Source organism: Methylobacterium sp. Leaf123, from assembly GCF_001423405.1.
GTDB lineage: Bacteria > Pseudomonadota > Alphaproteobacteria > Rhizobiales > Beijerinckiaceae > Methylobacterium.
This window is the reverse complement of the sequence record NZ_LMNS01000004.1, coordinates 94,996-111,349: the sequence shown is the minus strand read 5'-3', so window position 1 is coordinate 111,349 and position 16,354 is coordinate 94,996. Positions and strand designations below refer to the sequence as shown.

14 protein-coding genes are annotated in these 16,354 nt (G+C 68.9%); 6 read left to right on the top strand and 8 right to left on the bottom strand.

Going from position 1 to position 16,354, the window contains the following annotated elements; genetic code table 11:
* Nucleotides 1-2 precede the first annotated feature (2 nt).
* Entirely contained in the window at nt 3-1,136 is a 1,134-nt protein-coding gene (locus ASF53_RS05640) for an anhydro-N-acetylmuramic acid kinase (RefSeq protein WP_056195207.1), read from the bottom strand.
* A 140-nt stretch (nt 1,137-1,276) separates the two neighbouring features.
* Between ASF53_RS05640 and tyrS the strand changes: the two genes are divergently transcribed.
* Nucleotides 1,277-2,548, top strand: a complete 1,272-nt coding sequence (tyrS, locus tag ASF53_RS05635; protein ID WP_056195204.1) for a tyrosine--tRNA ligase — start codon at nt 1,277-1,279, stop codon at nt 2,546-2,548.
* A gap of 121 nt (nt 2,549-2,669) precedes the next feature.
* On the opposite strand, the gene ASF53_RS05630 is transcribed toward tyrS, so the two are convergent.
* Nucleotides 2,670-3,746 (bottom strand): fatty acid desaturase, encoded by a 1,077-nt coding sequence (locus ASF53_RS05630; protein WP_056195561.1) that lies wholly within the window; start codon nt 3,744-3,746, stop codon nt 2,670-2,672.
* A gap of 567 nt (nt 3,747-4,313) precedes the next feature.
* A complete protein-coding gene (locus ASF53_RS05625; protein ID WP_056195201.1) occupies nt 4,314-7,757 on the bottom strand; it encodes a YhdP family protein in 3,444 nt (1,147 codons plus the stop codon).
* Nucleotides 7,758-7,907: 150 nt separating this feature from the next.
* Here ASF53_RS05625 and ASF53_RS05620 point away from each other — a divergent pair, with 150 nt between their 5' ends.
* The gene (locus ASF53_RS05620; RefSeq protein ID WP_056195198.1) at nt 7,908-8,375 is read left to right on the top strand and encodes a peroxiredoxin; all 468 of its coding nucleotides are present in this window, start codon (nt 7,908-7,910) and stop codon (nt 8,373-8,375) included.
* A 169-nt stretch (nt 8,376-8,544) separates the two neighbouring features.
* The gene (locus tag ASF53_RS05615) at nt 8,545-9,720 is read left to right on the top strand and encodes a M23 family metallopeptidase (RefSeq protein ID WP_056195196.1); all 1,176 of its coding nucleotides are present in this window, start codon (nt 8,545-8,547) and stop codon (nt 9,718-9,720) included.
* A 144-nt stretch (nt 9,721-9,864) separates the two neighbouring features.
* Here ASF53_RS05615 and prfB read toward each other — a convergent pair.
* Nucleotides 9,865-10,993, bottom strand: a protein-coding gene (gene prfB / locus ASF53_RS05610) for a peptide chain release factor 2 (protein ID WP_156635379.1) whose coding sequence is annotated in 2 segments (ribosomal slippage) — nt 9,865-10,923 and nt 10,925-10,993 — 1,128 coding nt in all. Because the reading frame shifts where the segments join, the coding sequence is not laid out codon by codon here.
* Nucleotides 10,994-11,064: 71 nt separating this feature from the next.
* Here prfB and ASF53_RS05605 point away from each other — a divergent pair.
* From ASF53_RS05605 to ASF53_RS05595, 3 genes are all read left to right on the top strand, one after another.
* Nucleotides 11,065-11,454 carry a ribosomal maturation YjgA family protein gene (locus tag ASF53_RS05605; protein WP_056195192.1) on the top strand — a complete coding sequence of 130 codons (390 nt, stop codon included), beginning with the start codon at nt 11,065-11,067 and terminating at the stop codon, nt 11,452-11,454.
* A gap of 124 nt (nt 11,455-11,578) precedes the next feature.
* Nucleotides 11,579-11,833 (top strand): type II toxin-antitoxin system Phd/YefM family antitoxin, encoded by a 255-nt coding sequence (locus tag ASF53_RS05600; RefSeq protein WP_056195188.1) that lies wholly within the window; start codon nt 11,579-11,581, stop codon nt 11,831-11,833.
* Nucleotides 11,830-12,252, top strand: coding sequence for a type II toxin-antitoxin system VapC family toxin (locus tag ASF53_RS05595; protein ID WP_200943168.1), 423 nt, complete (start codon nt 11,830-11,832; stop codon nt 12,250-12,252). The genes ASF53_RS05600 and ASF53_RS05595 overlap by 4 nt, the downstream gene beginning before the upstream one ends.
* Nucleotides 12,253-12,278: 26 nt before the next feature.
* On the opposite strand, the gene ASF53_RS05590 is transcribed toward ASF53_RS05595, so the two are convergent.
* The 4 genes from ASF53_RS05590 to rpmB all read right to left on the bottom strand — a co-directional run bounded on the left by ASF53_RS05590 (nt 12,279) and on the right by rpmB (nt 16,204).
* Entirely contained in the window at nt 12,279-12,893 is a 615-nt protein-coding gene (locus ASF53_RS05590) for a tetratricopeptide repeat protein (protein ID WP_056195182.1), read from the bottom strand.
* A 34-nt stretch (nt 12,894-12,927) separates the two neighbouring features.
* Nucleotides 12,928-14,631 (bottom strand): lysine--tRNA ligase, encoded by a 1,704-nt coding sequence (locus ASF53_RS05585; protein WP_056195179.1) that lies wholly within the window; start codon nt 14,629-14,631, stop codon nt 12,928-12,930.
* A 226-nt stretch (nt 14,632-14,857) separates the two neighbouring features.
* Nucleotides 14,858-15,787, bottom strand: coding sequence for an AEC family transporter (locus ASF53_RS05580; protein WP_056195176.1), 930 nt, complete (start codon nt 15,785-15,787; stop codon nt 14,858-14,860).
* 111 nt (nt 15,788-15,898) lie between these two features.
* The gene (gene rpmB / locus ASF53_RS05575; RefSeq protein ID WP_056195174.1) at nt 15,899-16,204 is read right to left on the bottom strand and encodes a 50S ribosomal protein L28; all 306 of its coding nucleotides are present in this window, start codon (nt 16,202-16,204) and stop codon (nt 15,899-15,901) included.
* Between the last annotated feature and the right edge of the window lie 150 nt (nt 16,205-16,354).

The following is a 16,354-nucleotide window of genomic DNA, read 5'->3' as shown; positions in this document are numbered from 1 at the left end:
GCTCACGGTTCGGAGACGACCCCGCCCGTCACCGGCGCGGCAACCCCCGTGGTCGTCGGGTAGGTGAGCGGCAATCCCTCCAGCGCACGGAGCGCGAGATAGGCGAAGGCCTGCGCTTCGAGAAAGTCCGAGGACCAGCCGATGTCGTCCGCGTTCAGCACCTCGGCGTCGAGGAGCTGCTTCAGCATCGCCATCAGCGTCTCGTTCTTCGCCCCTCCCCCGCCGACGATCCAGCGGGTCGGCGGCTCCGGCGTGAAGATGCGGCTGCGGGCGACCGCGTGGGCGGTGAAGGCGGTGAGCGTCGCCGCGCCGTCCTCGACCGTGAGATAGCCGGCCAGCCGATGCGAGAACCAGTTGCGGTCCAGCGATTTCGGCGGCGCGCGCAGGATCAGCGGATGGCCGAGCAGGTTTTCGAGCAGCTCGTCGTCCACCGTGCCGCGGGCGGCGGTGGCGCCGCCCTCATCGAAATCCTGGCCCACCCGCTCCTTCATCCAGTCGTTGATCGGCCCGTTGCCCGGCCCCGTATCGAAGGCGAGCATGGTGCCGCTCGAATCGATCAGGGTGGCGTTGGCGAGGCCGCCGATATTAAGGATGCCGAGCGGACCGGCGAATCCCGCGGCCTCGGCCAAAGCCTTGTGGAACACCGGCACCAGCGGCGCGCCCTGCCCGCCCTGCGCCACGTCGTTGGCGCGCATGTCGGACACGACGCGGATGCCGAGACGCTTGGCCAGAGCCTCGCCGTCGCCGACCTGGACCGTGAGGCCGAGCTTGGGCCGGTGAATCACCGTCTGGCCGTGGAAGCCGACGACGTCGATGTCCTCCGGCCGGAGGTCGTTCGCCGCCAGGAATGCTTCGATCGCCTCGGCATGGGCGCGGGTGACGAACGCTTCCGCCTCCGCGAGGCGGCCCGGCCGGTCGGTGCGCGCCCGCAGCCCTTCCGCATCCCGCGTCGCCTCACGCAGAAGCAGCTTCTCGGCCTCGTCGTAGCCGCGATAGCCCGTCGGCCCGAGGGGCGCGACGAAGCCGTTGGCGGATTTGACGATGCGGATGCGCTCGCCGTCGCTCTCGATCAGCGCCACGTCGATCCCGTCGAGAGACGTGCCGCTCATCAGGCCGATCGCGCGCTTCATCGCCATGGCCGCCCCTATCCCCAAAAATCCGGGCTCGTGCCTTTCGCGGCCTGCCCTGCTAAGAGCCCGCGCGAGCGCTTCCCCTCACGGGATAGCATTCCGGCCGCGCCCCTGTCGCGCCGCCAAACCATCCGAGACCGATCACGATGACCGCCGAGAGCTTCGCGCCGAAATCCGACTTCATCCGGGTGCTGCAGGAGCGCGGCTATATCCATCAGGCCTCGGACCTCGCCGGCATTGATGCGCTGGCGGCGGAAGGGGGGCTGACGACCTATACCGGCTACGATTGCACGGCGGCCTCGCTCCATGTCGGCCACCTGCTCTCGATCATGATGCTGCACTGGCTTCAGAAGACCGGCGGCAAGCCGGTCGTGCTGATGGGCGGCGGCACCACCCGCGTCGGCGACCCGTCCGGCCGCGACGAGGCGCGCAAGATCCTGACGCTGGAGCAGATCGAGGCCAACAAGGAAGGCATCAAGCAAACCTTCTCGCGCTTCCTTTCCTTCGATGAAGGCGGAAACGGCGCGGTGATGGTCGACAACGCCGAGTGGCTGACGAAGCTCAACTACATCGAGATGCTGCGCGACATCGGCCGGCATTTCTCGGTCAACCGCATGATGTCGATGGACAGCGTGCGGATGCGGCTGGAGCGCGACCAGGAACTCTCGTTCCTGGAATTCAACTACATGATCCTGCAGTCCTACGACTTCGTGGAGCTGAATCGCCGCCTCGGCACCCGCCTGCAGATGGGCGGCTCGGACCAATGGGGCAACATCGTCAACGGCATCGATCTCGGCCGCCGCATGGGCACGCCGCAGCTCTACGCCCTGACCTGCCCGCTCCTGACCACGTCGTCGGGCGCCAAGATGGGCAAGACCGCGGCCGGGGCCGTCTGGCTCGATGCCGGGATGCTCTCGCCGTACGATTACTGGCAGTTCTGGCGCAACACCGAGGACGCCGATGTCGGCCGCTTCCTCAAGCTGTTCACGCTGCTGCCGCTGCCCGAGATCGCGCGCCTCGCCGCACTTCAGGGGGCCGAGATCAACGAGGCCAAGACGATCCTCGCCACCGAGGCGACGGCGCTGATGCACGGCGCGGAGGCCGCGTCGGCCGCCGCCGAGACCGCCCGCAAAACCTTCGTCGAGGGCACGCTGGCGCAATCCCTGCCGACGATTCCCGTGCCGTCCGCGGTGCTGGAAGCGGGCCTCGGCGTGCTCACCGCCTTCGGGCCGGACTACGCCAAGCTCGTCCCCTCGACCAGCGAGGCGCGCCGCCAGATCAAGGGCGGCGGCCTGCGGGTCAACGACGTGCAGGTGAGCGACGAGAAGGCGGTGCTCCGCTCGTCCGACCTGACGGCGGAGGGCGTGATCAAGCTCTCCTTCGGACGCAAGAAGCACGTGCTGCTGCGGCCGGAATAGCCGTTCCACCCGGCCGGTCAGGGGGCTGCGTCGCTCGCGGCCCCCGATCGCTCCGCGTCACGGATCGGCAATTCGGATCACGCTCACGCATGTCCGAGCTGCCGACCGCGTCCCGCGCGCCTCAGGCGGCCTGAAGCCCGCGCACGCGTGCGAAGCCGACCATCTTGCGGGCCTCTTCGTCCCAGAGCGCCAGCTTCAGGCAGCGCAGGCTGTCGCGCAGGGTCAGGCGGCCCACCCGCCCGAGAACCTCGTGGCCGTCGAGGCATTCCTGCAAGCGGTAATTCGGGATGCGGCTGTTGAGGTGGTGGACGTGGTGCAAGCCGACATTGCCGGTGAACCACTGAAGCACCCGTGGCAGCGCGTAGTAGGAACTGCCGCCGAGCGCTACGCGGTGGAAGTCCCAGGCTTCGGCCTCCTCCCAGACGGTCTCCTCGTACTGGTGCTGGACATAGAATAACCAGCCGCCGACCCAGGCGGCGACGGCGATCACCGGCAGGAACACCCAGAGCACCGGCCCGATGCCGCCGACGGCCAGCGCCAGTACCGCAAAGGCCGCAAGGAGCACGGCGTCGAGCGCCAGCACATCGCGCCATGCCGTCCGCCACGGCAGCCCGACGCCGTTGGGCAGGCGCTGCAGGATGAGGAAGTTGATCGGCGAGCCAAGCACAATCAGGATGAGCGGATTGCGGTAGAGGCGGTAGCGCAGCCGGCCCCAGCGCGGCAGCGCGAGGTATTCGCGCACGGTCAAGGTGTGGACGTCGCCCGTGCCGCGGCGGCTGAGATCGCCGGTCGTGGCGTGATGCAGGGCATGCGCGCGCTTCCAGCTGTCGTAGGGCGTCACCGTCAGCAGACTGAGGGCGCGGCCGAGCCCATCGTTGCCCCGGCGTGACGGCAGGAACGAGCCGTGCCCGCAATCGTGCTGGATGATGAAGAGCCTCACAAGGAGGCCGCCCGCGGGCACCGCCAGCGGCAGGGCGAGAAGCGCGTAGCCGTTCGCCGCCGCGACGAGCATCACCGTGCAGAGGATCAGGTAGGGCAGCAGCGTGTCGGCCACCTGCCGAAGGGCCAGCCGGGGAATCGGTTCGCGGAACGCGGCGCAGTGCCGGGCCACTTCCCGCGCCAGCCGCGCGTCGTCGGTTCGGGAGGCCTCGTCCGCGAGCCGGCCCGTCGCGGTCGGATTCGATGGTGTGGCGATCACGTTGGCCGGCAATCCTGTTCGTCGGGCGCCTTGCGAGGCGGGATAGGCGTCAAAAGGAGCCGTTCGCGTGATGCGACCGGGCCGCTGCCGTCGGTCCCGCTTTTACGGGTCGAACGGGTCTTCATTGAGGTGAAGGCCAAGCCGGTTCGAGGGTGCGACCCGCTCAGCCGCGCCGTGACCATGCAAGGATTTGCGTCGGAAAGATCGCTTCCCGCCCTTCGATGTCGCTGCGATGAGCGCCAAGCTCGGACGCGGGAGCGGTCAACGGTCAGGCTATTCAAACCGGTTGGCCTCAAGGCCGTATGCGAAAGGCCGATCCTTGGAAAGGCGCGACTTGAAGCACCGTCCCGACGCCGATCCGCCCCGTGCGGGTTTTCGATATGGGCTCCTTGCGGGCTCTTGCGCATGCATCATGAGGCTCAACGCGTTCACCATGCACGCGGCCCCGTCCAGCGCTGTTGTGCCGCGTCGCGCCCGATCAAAGCCGGCCCCCGGCGCAGTCCGGATGTCGTCCGCCCCCACCCCGACCAGTCCCTCCATAGGGTTGGAGGGCTTGCGTTCTGAACCCTACCGCTCCGGTCCGTCCTGCGTGGTGCCAGTGGCGAAGGCGTCGCCGCTGCCGGCGCCGAAGAGCTTGCGCAGGAAGCCGGGGGCGACCGCCGAGAGCGGGTTCACATTGACCGTCGGTTTGGCGATCGGCCCCGAGACGTTGAAGTTCACCGCGAACAGGCCCTCGTTGCTGCCGCCCGCCAGCAGCGGCCCGAACAACGGCACCTGCGCCACCACGTTGTTGAGCCCGTAGAGCGGCACGAAGGTGCCGTCGATCTGCGTGCGCTCCCTGGCCGTGTCGAGCCAGCCGCTGGCCGTGAAGCCCATCGCCGCGTTCGAGATCGCCGCGTCGGAGAAGCTCACCCGCGGGCCGTTGCGGGTGAAGTTCGCGCGCATCTTGTCGAAGCCGACATCGTTGGCGTTCGGGGCCGCGCGCCGTCCGTCCGAGGGCGGCGGCGCCTGGGCGACGATGCTCGACAGGGCGGGCTCGTTGCGCAGGGCAAAGTCCTTGATCTGGACCACGCCGGCCTGCGGGCCGTCGTTGAGATAGATGTTGAGCCCGAGCCGCCCGCCATACATCCGCTTGTAGATGTCGAGGAAGCGCAGGGTCGCGCCGGAATCGGCGGAGTCGAGGGTGAGCAGCGGTGCACCGCGCTCGCTCCGGACCACGGCGCTGACCGGGGCGCCGCCGAAACGGCCCTTGAACTGGGCGGCGCGCAGGTCGCCGCCCTTGAAGCTCGCCTTCAGCGCCGCGTTGGTGAGCGATTCGCCGTTGAAGCCCGAGACGATGTTGGCGGTGACATCCGCCTCGATGTCCTTGCCGGGATCCTTGCTGCCCTTGTCGTCGCCGCTCGTCATGCCCTTGAGGAAGGGCCGGGCATCGACGACGGCGCCCTTCACCGCGACCTTGTAGGTCGAGCCGGACCGGTCGAGGCTGACGCGCATGTCGTCGCCCGGCGAGAGCTTGAGCGCGGTCAGGTCCGCCCGTTCCAGATTGCCCTCCGCCGAGATCGTGGCGCTGCCGCGGGCGAGCGCGGGGGCGGCGTCGAGGGCGATGTCGCGCAGCTCCATCCCGCCGCCCGCCGCCTCCACCAGGGTGAAGCTGAGCCGCCCGGCCTTGCCCGCGGGCTTGCTCCAGCCGGGTACCAGACCGTTGATCGAAGCGCGGGTCAGATCCGCCTCGACCCGGGCCGGCGGCTTGCCGGCGGAGGCGGGGCGCCCCACTGGCAAGACGATGCGGGCCGGGATGACGCCGCCGAGCTGCGGCGCGGTCGGCAGGCCGCGCTTAGCCCGGAAGGCGTCGTCGAGGCTCAGGCTCACCACCGCCTCGCCGGGGGCGCCGGGCTTGGGTTGCTTCAGATCGATGGCGACGGCGGCGCCGAGCACCCGCCCGTCGCCCTTGAGGGCGAAGCCGCTGCGGTCGAAGGAGAGCGTGAAGCGGCCCGCCTCGAAGCGGTCCTTGCCGACCGCCTTCTCCATGCTGAACTCGGTGATCGAGCCCGTGAGCGTCACCGGCATCTCGGCGAGATCGGGCACGTGTTTGAGGTTGATCGGCACGTCGAGGCGCAGGTCCGCCTTGCCCTTCAGTATGGTCGGGTCGATGTCGACGCCGGTGAACCCCTTGAACATCGGGGTTTCGAGGAGCGCGGCCAGCGAATCGACGGAGCCGGACAGGCGCAGGCCAAGCTGGGCGACGATCTTGTCCGGCTGCGGATCGCGGATCAGGAAGGAGGCGTCCGAGATCGTCAGGGCCCGCGTGTCGGAGAGGCGGATCTCGGCGGTGGCGTTCTGGATCGTCGTGCTGCGGCCGGTGATCGTGCCGGTGACCCGGCCATGGCTCAGCGGCGGCGCGTCCGGGGAGATGGTCAGGCCGGCATCCGAGACCGCGAAGGTCACGTTGAGCGCGGCATCCGGCATCGGGTCGCCATGGGTCGCGGCGGCGAGTTCCGAGCCGCTCATGTCGATCTTGATGTCCGCCTGATCGAGCCGGCCGCCGCGCAGCTCGTCCACGAGGTAGTTGCGCACGCCGGGCGCGATGTTCTCGGGCCAGAGCCGCATGGCCTTGCGGCCGTCGGTGTCGCTGGCGACGATATGCAGGGTGATGCCCTCGTCGTCGGCTCGCGTGCCCACCGTGCCGCTCAGGCGGCCATTCAGGCCGTCGCCGGTGAGCGCGAGCGACTCGATGTTCACACCCCCGGCCCGGCCGGTGATCCTCCCACTGATCTCGCCGATGCGGAAGGACGGGTCGCTGCGGGCGGCGCCGCGCAGGAGCGCGTCCTTGCCGGCAAAATCGAGGGTCCAGGCATCCTCGGCACCGGGCGGGCCGATGGCGAAGGCGCCGGTCAGATGCGCGTCGTTGCCGCCGCCCTTGTAGTCGATGGCGGAGATGGCCAGCGCCCGCCGCGCCTCGTCCCAGCTCGCCTCGGCGCGCAGCTCGTCGATGACGACCGGGTTGAAGTCCTTCTCGTCGATGAGGAGCGTGCCGCCGCCGGTCTTCACCTCGGCCTTCATCGTCTCGATGCGGCCGCCCGACAGCGCCACGTCGGCCCGGGCCGAGAGCTTGAGGTCGGTCTCCACCGGCATCTTCGAATGGCCGGACAGCAGCAGGAGATCGGTGACGGGAAGGTCGTCCAGGGTGATGACGCCCGCGCGCCGCCCCTCCCCCACCTCGTGGACGCGCCCGCCGAAGCGCCACTCGCCGTGGGGCCCGTCGATGCGCAGCTCGAACACCCGCGAATCGTCGCTGGTGCCGCGGCGGAACAGGCCGTTCACCCGCTCGAAGGTCGCCTGATGCCGGGCGTCGTCGACGAGGTTCAGGCGTCCGTTGGTGATCCGCGCCCGGTCGAGGGCGCCGATGACGCCGGCTGGATCGAGCACCACGCCGAAGATCGAGGCGACCGCCGCCGAGACCGGCGAGACGGTGCCGCGGGCCGCATCCACGCTCGGCAGGGTGTGAGGCTTGGCCGCCTCACCTTGTGTCGGCGAGGAGGCCGCGAAGGCGATGGAGCCGTCGTCATGGACGAGGGCGGTCATCTCGATGTCGCGGAACTCGATGGAGCGCGGCTGGACCGAGAGCCGCAGCAGGCTCCACGTATCGAGGCTGACCACCGCGAGCGGGGCGCGCACCACCAGCGCGCCCTCCGGGTTGAAGATGTCGAGCCCGCCGACCCGGAGGGCCAGCGAAGATTCGCTGTCGAGTTCGAGCGCGCTGTCGCGCAGCGCCACGCGCCAGCCCGGCCCGAAGCGGCCCGCCACCGCCTCGGCGACCTGATTCGTCAGCCCGTCGATGCGCAGCGGCCCCTGCGACAGCCGCAGGGCGACGAGCCCGCCGCCGAGCCCGAGCAGGAAGACGAGGAGCAGCGCGCACCAGAGAACCGGCCGCCGCCGACGGCGGCGCGCCTTGCGCGGCGCAGGCGCCTCGACCGCCTCCTGGAGCAGGGTCCTGGCCGTTTCCTGATCCATCACTCGTTCGCTGCTGCACCCGTAGGTTCGGGCGAAGGTCGGTTTGCCGCGGCGGCTTTCCTCAGGATTCAAGCCACTCCGGCATGGCGTCCCGCGAGGTCTGCGTGCATGGGGTCAGGCACACCATCAATCGGCCGAAAGGAAGGCGAGATGCCGCTAGAGACCGGCAATGCCGCGCCCCTGTTCTCGTTACCCGGAGCGGGCGGCGAGACCATCTCTCTCGAAAGCCTGCGCGGTCACAAGATCGTGCTCTATTTCTACCCCAAGGATGACACGAGCGGTTGCACCCTCGAGGCGCAGAACTTCAACGCTCAGAGCGAGGCGTTGGCCGCCGCCGGGGCGAAGGTGGTCGGGGTCTCGCCGGATTCAGTCAAGAGCCACGATAAGTTCAGGACGAAGTACGGCCTGACCTTTCCACTCGCCTCCGACGAAGCGAAGACGATGCTGGAAGCTTACGGCGTCTGGGTCGAGAAGAGCATGTACGGACGCAAATACATGGGCGTCGAGCGCACGACCCTGCTCATCGACCGCGAGGGACGGATCGCGCGGATCTGGCACAAGGTGAAGGTGCCGGGCCATGTCGAGGAGGTTCTGGACGCCGTGAAGGCGCTGGACTGACGACGGATCACTTGCCGGCATCATCCCGAAAGACTCTGATTTCGGGATGATGCGATGTCGAGAGGTCGCGTCCCGTGTCTCGATGCAGGCGCAGGATCGCTAACAAACGCTAGGCTTCCTTAACCTTAATCGTCTGTGATCGGGCCCGTCTCCGAACGTCCGACGTGCCATGCCATCGACTGCTCAGGCCCGCCGCAAAGCCGGCCTTTCCCCTCTCTCCCAGCGCCGTCTCGTCCGGGCGCTCGGCATCGGGCTCGCCGTCTCGACGCTCTGGGCGGCCGCCGCGAGCTACTATCTCGTCTTCCACGACGAGATGCTGGCCCGCTTCGTCTCGCGCCAGAGCGCGATGCAGTTCACCTACGAGGAGCGGATCGGCACCCTCCAGCGCGCCCTCGACCGCGCGGCGGCCGAGCGCAATGCCGAGCGCGGCAGCGTCGAGAACCGGCTCTCCGCCCTGACCGAGCGGCAGTCCCTGATCGAGAAGCGCCAGGGGCTGCTTTCCGGTCTGGGTGGCGCCGCCGCGCCCATCGATATGCCACCGCCCGCGCCGATCCCGGTCGCGGAGCCCGCCGCGCGTGTCCAGAAGCCGTTCCCGACGCCGGAACTGCGCATGGGTGGCGAGGACCGGGCCGAGGCCGCCGGCGGCGCCTCTTCCACGCGCCTGTCGCGCCTGGAGGAGGCGCTCCATCGCGTCGCCGAGGCGCAGTCGCGCGCCGCGGCCGGCATCGCCCAACAGGCCGGGCGCAGCGCCGAGCGCTTCCGCGACCTGATCGCCCGCACGGGTCTCTCCCCGGCCCGGTTCGATCCACCTCCCGGCGGCGTCGGCGGTCCCCTCGTTCCGCTCGGGCTCGATGCCTTCGAGCAGGCGCTGGCCGAGGCCCGCCGCCAGATCGAGGAGGAGACGCATCTGCGCCGAGTCACCGCCGCCCTCCCCTTCCGCCAGCCGCTTCCGGGCGAGCTTGCCTTCACCAGCAGCTTCGGCGCCCGGCTCGATCCGTTCACCCGCGGCTACGCGCTCCATACGGGCGTGGATATGCGGGCCGAGACCGGCGCTCCGGTCCGTGCCACCGCGGCCGGGCGGATCACGGCGGCCGAGTATGCCGGCGGCTACGGCAACATGGTCGAGGTCGATCACGGCCGTGGGCTCGTCACCCGCTACGCGCACCTCTCCGGCACGGCAGTCTCGGTCGGCCAGCGGGTCGAGGCGGGGAATGTGGTCGGGTTTGCCGGCTCGACCGGCCGCTCCACCGGCAGCCACCTGCATTACGAGACCCGCATCGACGGCGAGCCGGTCGATCCGCAGCGGTTCCTGCGGGCCGGGGCGCAGCTCGTCTTCGCCGATTGAGGCCGGATGTCCCCTCCCCGCGCGGGGAGGAGACTAGAGCATCGTCCCGAAAGGTGGTTGCCGGCTTTCGGAAAAGATGATGCAAAAACAAGTACTTAGAGCATTGTCCTGGATCTGATGTCCAGGACGATGCTCTAAGGGGCGTCAGTCGATGTCGGCGACGTCTTCGCTGCCGCCGAACACGCGTTGGGCCAGCGAGGCTTCCATGAACGGGTCGAGGGCACCGTCGAGCACCTCGTCCGGATCGGTCGATTGCGTGCCGGTGCGCAGGTCCTTCACGAGCTGATACGGCTGAAGCACGTAGGATCGGATCTGGTGGCCCCAGCCGATATCGGTCTTCGAGGCCGCCTCGGCGTTGGCCTTCTCCTCGCGCTTCTTCAGCTCGGCCTCGTAGAGGCGGGCGCGCAGCATGTTCCAGGCGGTGGCCCGGTTCTTGTGCTGTGAACGCTCCTGCTGACAGGCCACGACGATGCCGGTCGGGTTGTGCGTGATGCGCACCGCCGAATCGGTCGTGTTGACGTGCTGGCCGCCCGCGCCCGACGACCGGTAGGTGTCGATGCGGCAGTCCGATTCCTTGATCTCGATCTCGATCCGGTCATCGACGACCGGATAGACCCAGACGCTCGCGAAGCTGGTATGCCGCCGCGCGTTCGAGTCGTAGGGCGAGATCCGCACGAGGCGGTGCACGCCGGATTCGGTCTTGAGCCAGCCATAGGCGTTGTGGCCCTTGATCAGGAGCGTGGCGCCCTTGATCCCGGCCTCTTCGCCGTCGGTCATCTCGACGATCTCGACCTTGAACTTCCGGCGCTCGGCCCAGCGGGCATACATGCGCTGAAGCATGTTGGCCCAGTCCTGGCTCTCGGTGCCGCCCGCGCCCGCATGGACTTCGAGATAGGTGTCGAAGCCGTCGGCCTCGCCCGAGAGGAGGGTCTCGACCTGCCGGCTTGCGGCCTCCTTCTCGACCGCCTTGATCGTGGCTTCGCCCTCGTTGATGGAGGCTTGGTCGCCCTCCATCTCGCCGAGTTCGATCAGCGTCGCGCCATCGTCGAGATCGCGTTCGAGCTTCTTGATCGCGGTGACGGCCTCGTCGAGCTCCTGGCGCTCGCGCATGACCTTCTGTGCGGCCTCCGGATCGTTCCAGAGGTCGGGGTTCTCGGACGCTGCGTTCAGCTCCGCGAGACGTTTATCGACGGTGTCCCAGTCAAAGATGCCTCCTCAGCAGCCCTATAGACTGCTTGGCGGCATCCGAGGCCTGTTCGATCTCGGCGCGCATCTGGTGTGAAACTCGTATGTCGGTGTGGCCCGGGGTGATACCGGGCGCCTCCCGCCCTGTAAACCGCCGCGATGCCGAGCCCTCGATCCCGCCGCCCCTACCTCTTCACCGCCATCGTCGCCGTGATCGCCGCGGGCGTCGGCCTGCGCCTGGTGCCGCTCGGCCTGCCGAAGGCGGTCGTGAAGTATGGAGGCTCGGTCCTGTGGGGCGCGATGGTCTACGGGCTCGTCGCCTTCCCCCGCCCGAAGGCCGCGACCGGCCGGCTGGCCGCCGTGGCCTTGGCCCTCGCGGTGCTGGTCGAGCTGTTTCGCCTCGTCCACACGCCGGGGCTCGATGCGTTCCGCCTGACGCTGGCGGGGCAGTTGCTGCTGGGCCGCGTCTTCTCACCGTGGAACGTCGTGGCCTACGCCGTCGGCATCGGGCTGGCGGCGGCACTCGACAGGTGGACGTGGAAGGGATGACGGGCCTCGCCGGACACGTCCCTTTCGCGGGACATGACAAGCCATCATGCAAGGAACGGTTGTTTCCGTCGCGGCAATGTAGTAACTAACCTACAAACCGCTCCATCATTCTTCCGGTGTCCTCATGACCCATACGACCCTGACGAGTCGGGAGCTGAATCAGGACGTCACCCGAGCCAAGCGGGCGGCCGAAGACGGCCCCGTCTTCATCACCGACCGCGGCAAGCCGGCTCATGTCCTGCTGAGCATCGAGGCGTATCGGCGCCTCACCGGGCAGCGGCGGAACATCGCCGAGGCCCTGGCAATGCCGGGTGCGGCGGAGATCGATTTCGAGCCCCCGCGCGTGGACGTCGGAATTCGGCCCGTCGATTTCTCCTGATGTACCTCCTCGACACCTGCCTCGTGTCCGAACTGCGCAAGGCGAGTTTCGGCCGGGCCGATCCCGGCGTCATCGCATTCGCCGATACCATGGATGCCTCTGACCTGTTCATCTCGGCGGTGACGGTCTTGGAACTCGAAGTCGGCATCCTGTCGCTCGAACGAAGGGACGCGGCGCAAGGGGCCACGCTTCGCGCTTGGCTCGAACGGTCCGTCCTGCCCGAATTCTCCGGCCGCACGTTGGCCGTTGACACCGCTGTGGCCCGCCGTTGCGCCCGGCTGCACGTTCCCGACAAACGCAGCGAGCGCGACGCTTTGATCGCCGCCACGGCGCTCGTGCACGGAATGGCGGTCGTGACCCGCAACGCCGCCGACTTCGCGCCGACCGGCGTGTCCGTCGTCAATCCCTGGAAGGGGTAGGGTCCGAGCACCCGTGAAGGTGCGGCTCAGTGCCCGGAGATCGCCCGCACCACCGCCCGTTTCGGTGCGATGTAGCGCTGGAAATACGTCTTCCCCCGCGCTTGCGCTTCCTGGATCTGTGCGCTGTCCAGCATGCCCGCCGCCTGGATCGCGTTGGCCATGGCGGAGGGGTCCATGATCGAGGCGTGGGTCGCCGGGTAGATCCAGGCCATGCCCTCGACGGGGTCGCGCGGCACGCCCTTGCCTTCGAGGGTGAGGAGACCGAGTTCGTTGCCCGCCTTGTAATGGCCGCCCTTGGCCGCCTGCTCGTACCAGCGCGCGGCCTGCGCCGGGTCGGCGGCAACGCCCTGGCCCTTGCGATAGGCTTGGCCCAGGTTGAAGGCGGCGAGCACGCTGCCGCCCTCTGCCGCCTGCCGGTAATAAGCGAGGGCGCGGGCCGGGTCGGCCGGCACGGCGCGCCCTTCGGCATAGGCGACACCGAGATTGTAGAGGGCTTGGGGCTCGCCCTTCGCCGCACCCGCCTCGAAGGCGCGCATCGCCGCCGGAAAATCGCCCCGCGCATAGGCCTTGATGCCTTGCGCGACCTGCGCCGAGGCCGAAGTGCCGAACAGGGCGGCGAGAAGGCCGAGTAGGCCTGCCACCGCCCTCATTCTCCGTATCTGCCCCGTCCCCGGCTCACGCCGCCGCAGCCTTGCGGCTCTCGAGGAAAGCCGCGTGCTCGGCCACCAGCGCGCCGCTCAGCGCCTTCTCGATCAGTGCCCGCGTGCCCGCCACGCCGTAGAGCGCGATGAACGAGCCGAAGCGCGGGCCCTGCGCCTCGCCGAACAGCACGTTGTAGATCGAGGCGAACCACGTCTTCGAGACGCCGGGCCGACCGTCCGGGCTCTTGGCCTTGCCCGACAGGTCGGGGAAGTGACGCCGGCCGACCTCGTAGACGATGGCCTGCAACGCCTCGGGGTCGGTCGAGTTCTCGTGTTCGGCGAGGGTGTCCGCGAGGTCGCGCAGGGCCGCGGCCTCTTCCTCGGTCGGGGCGCGGTACTGCTTTTCCGGGCGCACGAAGTCCCGGTAATAGGCGAGCGCCCGCGTCACGAGGCCGGCCAGCCGCGGATGCGTCTCCGGTCCGACATTCGGCGCGTAGCGGCGGATGAAGCCCCACAAAACCGCCTCGTCCTCGGCATTGGCCACCGCCACGAGGTTCAAGAGCATGCCGAAGGAAAGCGTGGTGCCGGCCTCGTCGATGGTCTCGACGGCCGGCGGCGCGCCCGCGTGCAGGTGCCAGACCGGGTTGCCGAGGCGGTGCTTGGCTTCCTGGCCGGCAAAGCGGCCGAGGAAGTTGTCGTACTCATCGACGTTGCGCGGAATCACGTCGAAGAACAGGCGCTTGGCCTCGCGCGGCTTGTTGTACATGAACAAAGCCAGCGACTCAGGGGGCGCGTAGGTCAGCCACTCGTCGATCGTCAGGCCGTTGCCCTTCGACTTCGAGATCTTCTGGCCCTTCTCGTCGAGGAAGAGTTCGTAGTTGAACCCTTCGGGCGGCTCCGCGCCGAGCGCGCGCGCGATCTGGCCCGAGAGCTTGACCGAATCGATCAGATCCTTGCCGGCCATCTCGTAATCGACGCCGAGCGCGACCCAGCGCATCGCCCAATCGGGCTTCCACTGCAGCTTGACGTGGCCGCCGGTCACCGGGGTCTCGTAGGCTTCGTTCGTCGCCGGGTCGCGCCAGACGATGGTGCCGGCGCTCGGGCGCACCTCGTCGATCGACACCTGCATCACATGGCCGGTGACGGGGTGGATCGGCAGGAACGGCGAGTAGCTTGCCGAGCGCTCGGCCCGCAGCGAGGGCAGCATGATCGCCATCACCGCCTCGTAGCGCTCCAGCACGAGGCGGAGCGTGTCGTCGAAGAGGCCGGCCTTGTAGCACTCGGTGGCCGAGCGGAACTCGTAGTCGAAGCCGAAGGCGTCGAGGAAGCGGCGCAGCTCGGCGTTGTTGTGCGCGCCGAAGCTGTCATGCGTGCCGAAGGGATCGGGTACCTGGGTCAGCGGCAGGTTGAGCGCGTCGCGCAGCCGCTCGCGGTTCGGCACGTTGTCCGGAACCTTGCGCAGGCCGTCCATGTCGTCGGAGAAGGCGATCAGCCGGGTCGGCACCGTGTCCTTGGTCAGCACGCGGAAGGCGTGGCGCACCATGGAGGTGCGGGCGACTTCGCCGAAGGTGCCGATATGCGGCAGGCCCGAGGGACCGTAGCCGGTCTCGAACAGCACCTCGCTCTTGGGCTTGCGCTCCAGCCGCGCCACGAGCTTGCGCGCCTCCTCGAACGGCCAGGCGGCGGCGGAGGCAGCGGCCTCCAGAATGTCGGGGTCGAGACGGAGGGGCGCGGACATCACAAGCAAGCTTTTCGGGGTCTGGACAAGCGCCGCACCGGCCGAGCGGGCCGGGGCGCAAGAGCCGGCAACCTATGGAGCGAGGGGGCCGGGGTCAACGCAGCCATCCTGTCCGAGGCTGCGAGATCTGGCCTGAGAGCGGGTTCCTCTCCACCGCCCTCATCCTGCGCTGCGCTCCGGCACCTCAGGATGAGGGCGAGAGTGGGACTGCGCAAAGTCCGAAACGCTATCCGCGCCCGAGCAGCATCAACCAGCCCACCGTCGTGGCGGTCGCGGCCAGCGTCGAGACCAGCACGGCGGCAGCGACCAAGCCCTGCTCGCTCTTGTAGCGCACGGCCAGCAGGTAGGCGTTGATGCCCACCGGCATCGCCGCGAACAGCACCGCGACCCCGGCATAGGCCGGCGGCATGGTGAAGACGTGGAAGGCGAGAACGTAGACCGCGAGCGGGTGCAGGCCGAGCTTCAAGGCGGCGACGATGCTGGCGCCGCGCAGGTCGTGCAGCACCTTGTAGCGGGTGAGGCCGGCGCCCAGCGCGATCAGCGCACAGGTCGAGGCGGTGCCGGCCAGCGAATCGACCAGCGCCTTGGGAATGCCCGAGAAGGACAGGCCCGCGGCCTTCATCGCCATGCCGACGGCGAGCGCCAGGAAGATTGGATTCTTGCCCAGCGCGAGGCCCAGCGCCTTCAGCCGCTGGCCCATGGGGCGCCCGCCCTCCGATTCGATCAGGAAGGTCGCGGCGCCCATCATCAGCGGCAGGTGGACGGCGAGCAGCATGAACAGTGGGAAGGCGCCCGATTCGCCGTAAGCCTGGAGAATCATCGGCACGCCGACGAAGACGGTGTTCGACTGGCTCGCGGCAAAACCGTGCAGCACGGCCCCGCGCCGGTCCACGCCCGCGGTGCGGCGCCCGATCAGCGAGCCGGTGGCCCAGGCGATGGCGGCCCCGCCGAAATAGCTCGCCCAGTAGCCCCAGGCGATCTCGCCCGTCAGGCCCGGCCGCGTCAGCGTCGAGACGATGAGGGCCGGCACCGCCAGCGCGAAGACGTATTCGGACAGGCCGTCGCCGACCCGCTCCGAGATGATCTTGGTGAGCGAGGCGAGCCAGCCGACCAGCACGAGGCCGAAAATCGGGATGATGAGGGTGAGCGCCGTCATCGGCCGGGGTGAGCCTGTCGAACGGAAAAGGCCACCGGGCGCGATTCGCGCATCCGATGGCCTTTGATTCGGTTGGACAGTCGTTCGGGCCGTGAGCCGGCCCGACGCGACTTACGCGGCGACGGGCGTGGCCGGCTCGGCGATCTTCTTCTCGATCTCGCGCTTGAGCAGGCGGGCCGTCTGCGACAGCTCGATCTCGCGGGCCTTCACGAGGAAGGCGTCGAGGCCGCCGCGATGCTCGACCGAGCGGAGCGCGTGGGCGGTCACCCGCAGGCGGACGCGGCGGTTGAGGGTGTCCGACTGCAGCGTGACATTGCAGAGGTTCGGCAGGAACCGGCACTTGGTCTTCCGGTTCGAGTGGCTCACGAGGTGACCGACCTGAACGGCCTTGCCCGTGAGTTCGCAGCGACGCGACATCGTTACAGTCCTGTCAACGTTAGGCCGGGTCTCGGCGCTGAAGCGTTTCGGCAATGCCACACGGCTCTTGCGCCGAGGGCGTCGAACCCTCGCGACAATCGATACCGGCGGAGTCCTATGGAAGTGGCGAGCCTATAGGGGAGATGCGCC

What these genes read in the sequence shown, in the direction of transcription:
- tyrS (WP_056195204.1), top strand. Translation starts at nt 1,277, where the DNA reads ATGACCGCCGAGAGCTTCGCGCCGAAATCCGACTTCATCCGGGTGCTG.
- ASF53_RS05615 (WP_056195196.1), top strand. Translation starts at nt 8,545, where the DNA reads ATGCCATCGACTGCTCAGGCCCGCCGCAAAGCCGGCCTTTCCCCTCTC.
- ASF53_RS05605 (WP_056195192.1), top strand. Translation starts at nt 11,065, where the DNA reads ATGCCGAGCCCTCGATCCCGCCGCCCCTACCTCTTCACCGCCATCGTC.
- ASF53_RS05640 (WP_056195207.1), bottom strand. Translation starts at nt 1,136, where the DNA reads ATGGCGATGAAGCGCGCGATCGGCCTGATGAGCGGCACGTCTCTCGAC.
- ASF53_RS05600 (WP_056195188.1), top strand. Translation starts at nt 11,579, where the DNA reads ATGACCCATACGACCCTGACGAGTCGGGAGCTGAATCAGGACGTCACC.
- ASF53_RS05620 (WP_056195198.1), top strand. Translation starts at nt 7,908, where the DNA reads ATGCCGCTAGAGACCGGCAATGCCGCGCCCCTGTTCTCGTTACCCGGA.
- ASF53_RS05625 (WP_056195201.1), bottom strand. Translation starts at nt 7,757, where the DNA reads ATGGATCAGGAAACGGCCAGGACCCTGCTCCAGGAGGCGGTCGAGGCG.
- ASF53_RS05585 (WP_056195179.1), bottom strand. Translation starts at nt 14,631, where the DNA reads ATGTCCGCGCCCCTCCGTCTCGACCCCGACATTCTGGAGGCCGCTGCC.
- ASF53_RS05580 (WP_056195176.1), bottom strand. Translation starts at nt 15,787, where the DNA reads ATGACGGCGCTCACCCTCATCATCCCGATTTTCGGCCTCGTGCTGGTC.
- rpmB (WP_056195174.1), bottom strand. Translation starts at nt 16,204, where the DNA reads ATGTCGCGTCGCTGCGAACTCACGGGCAAGGCCGTTCAGGTCGGTCAC.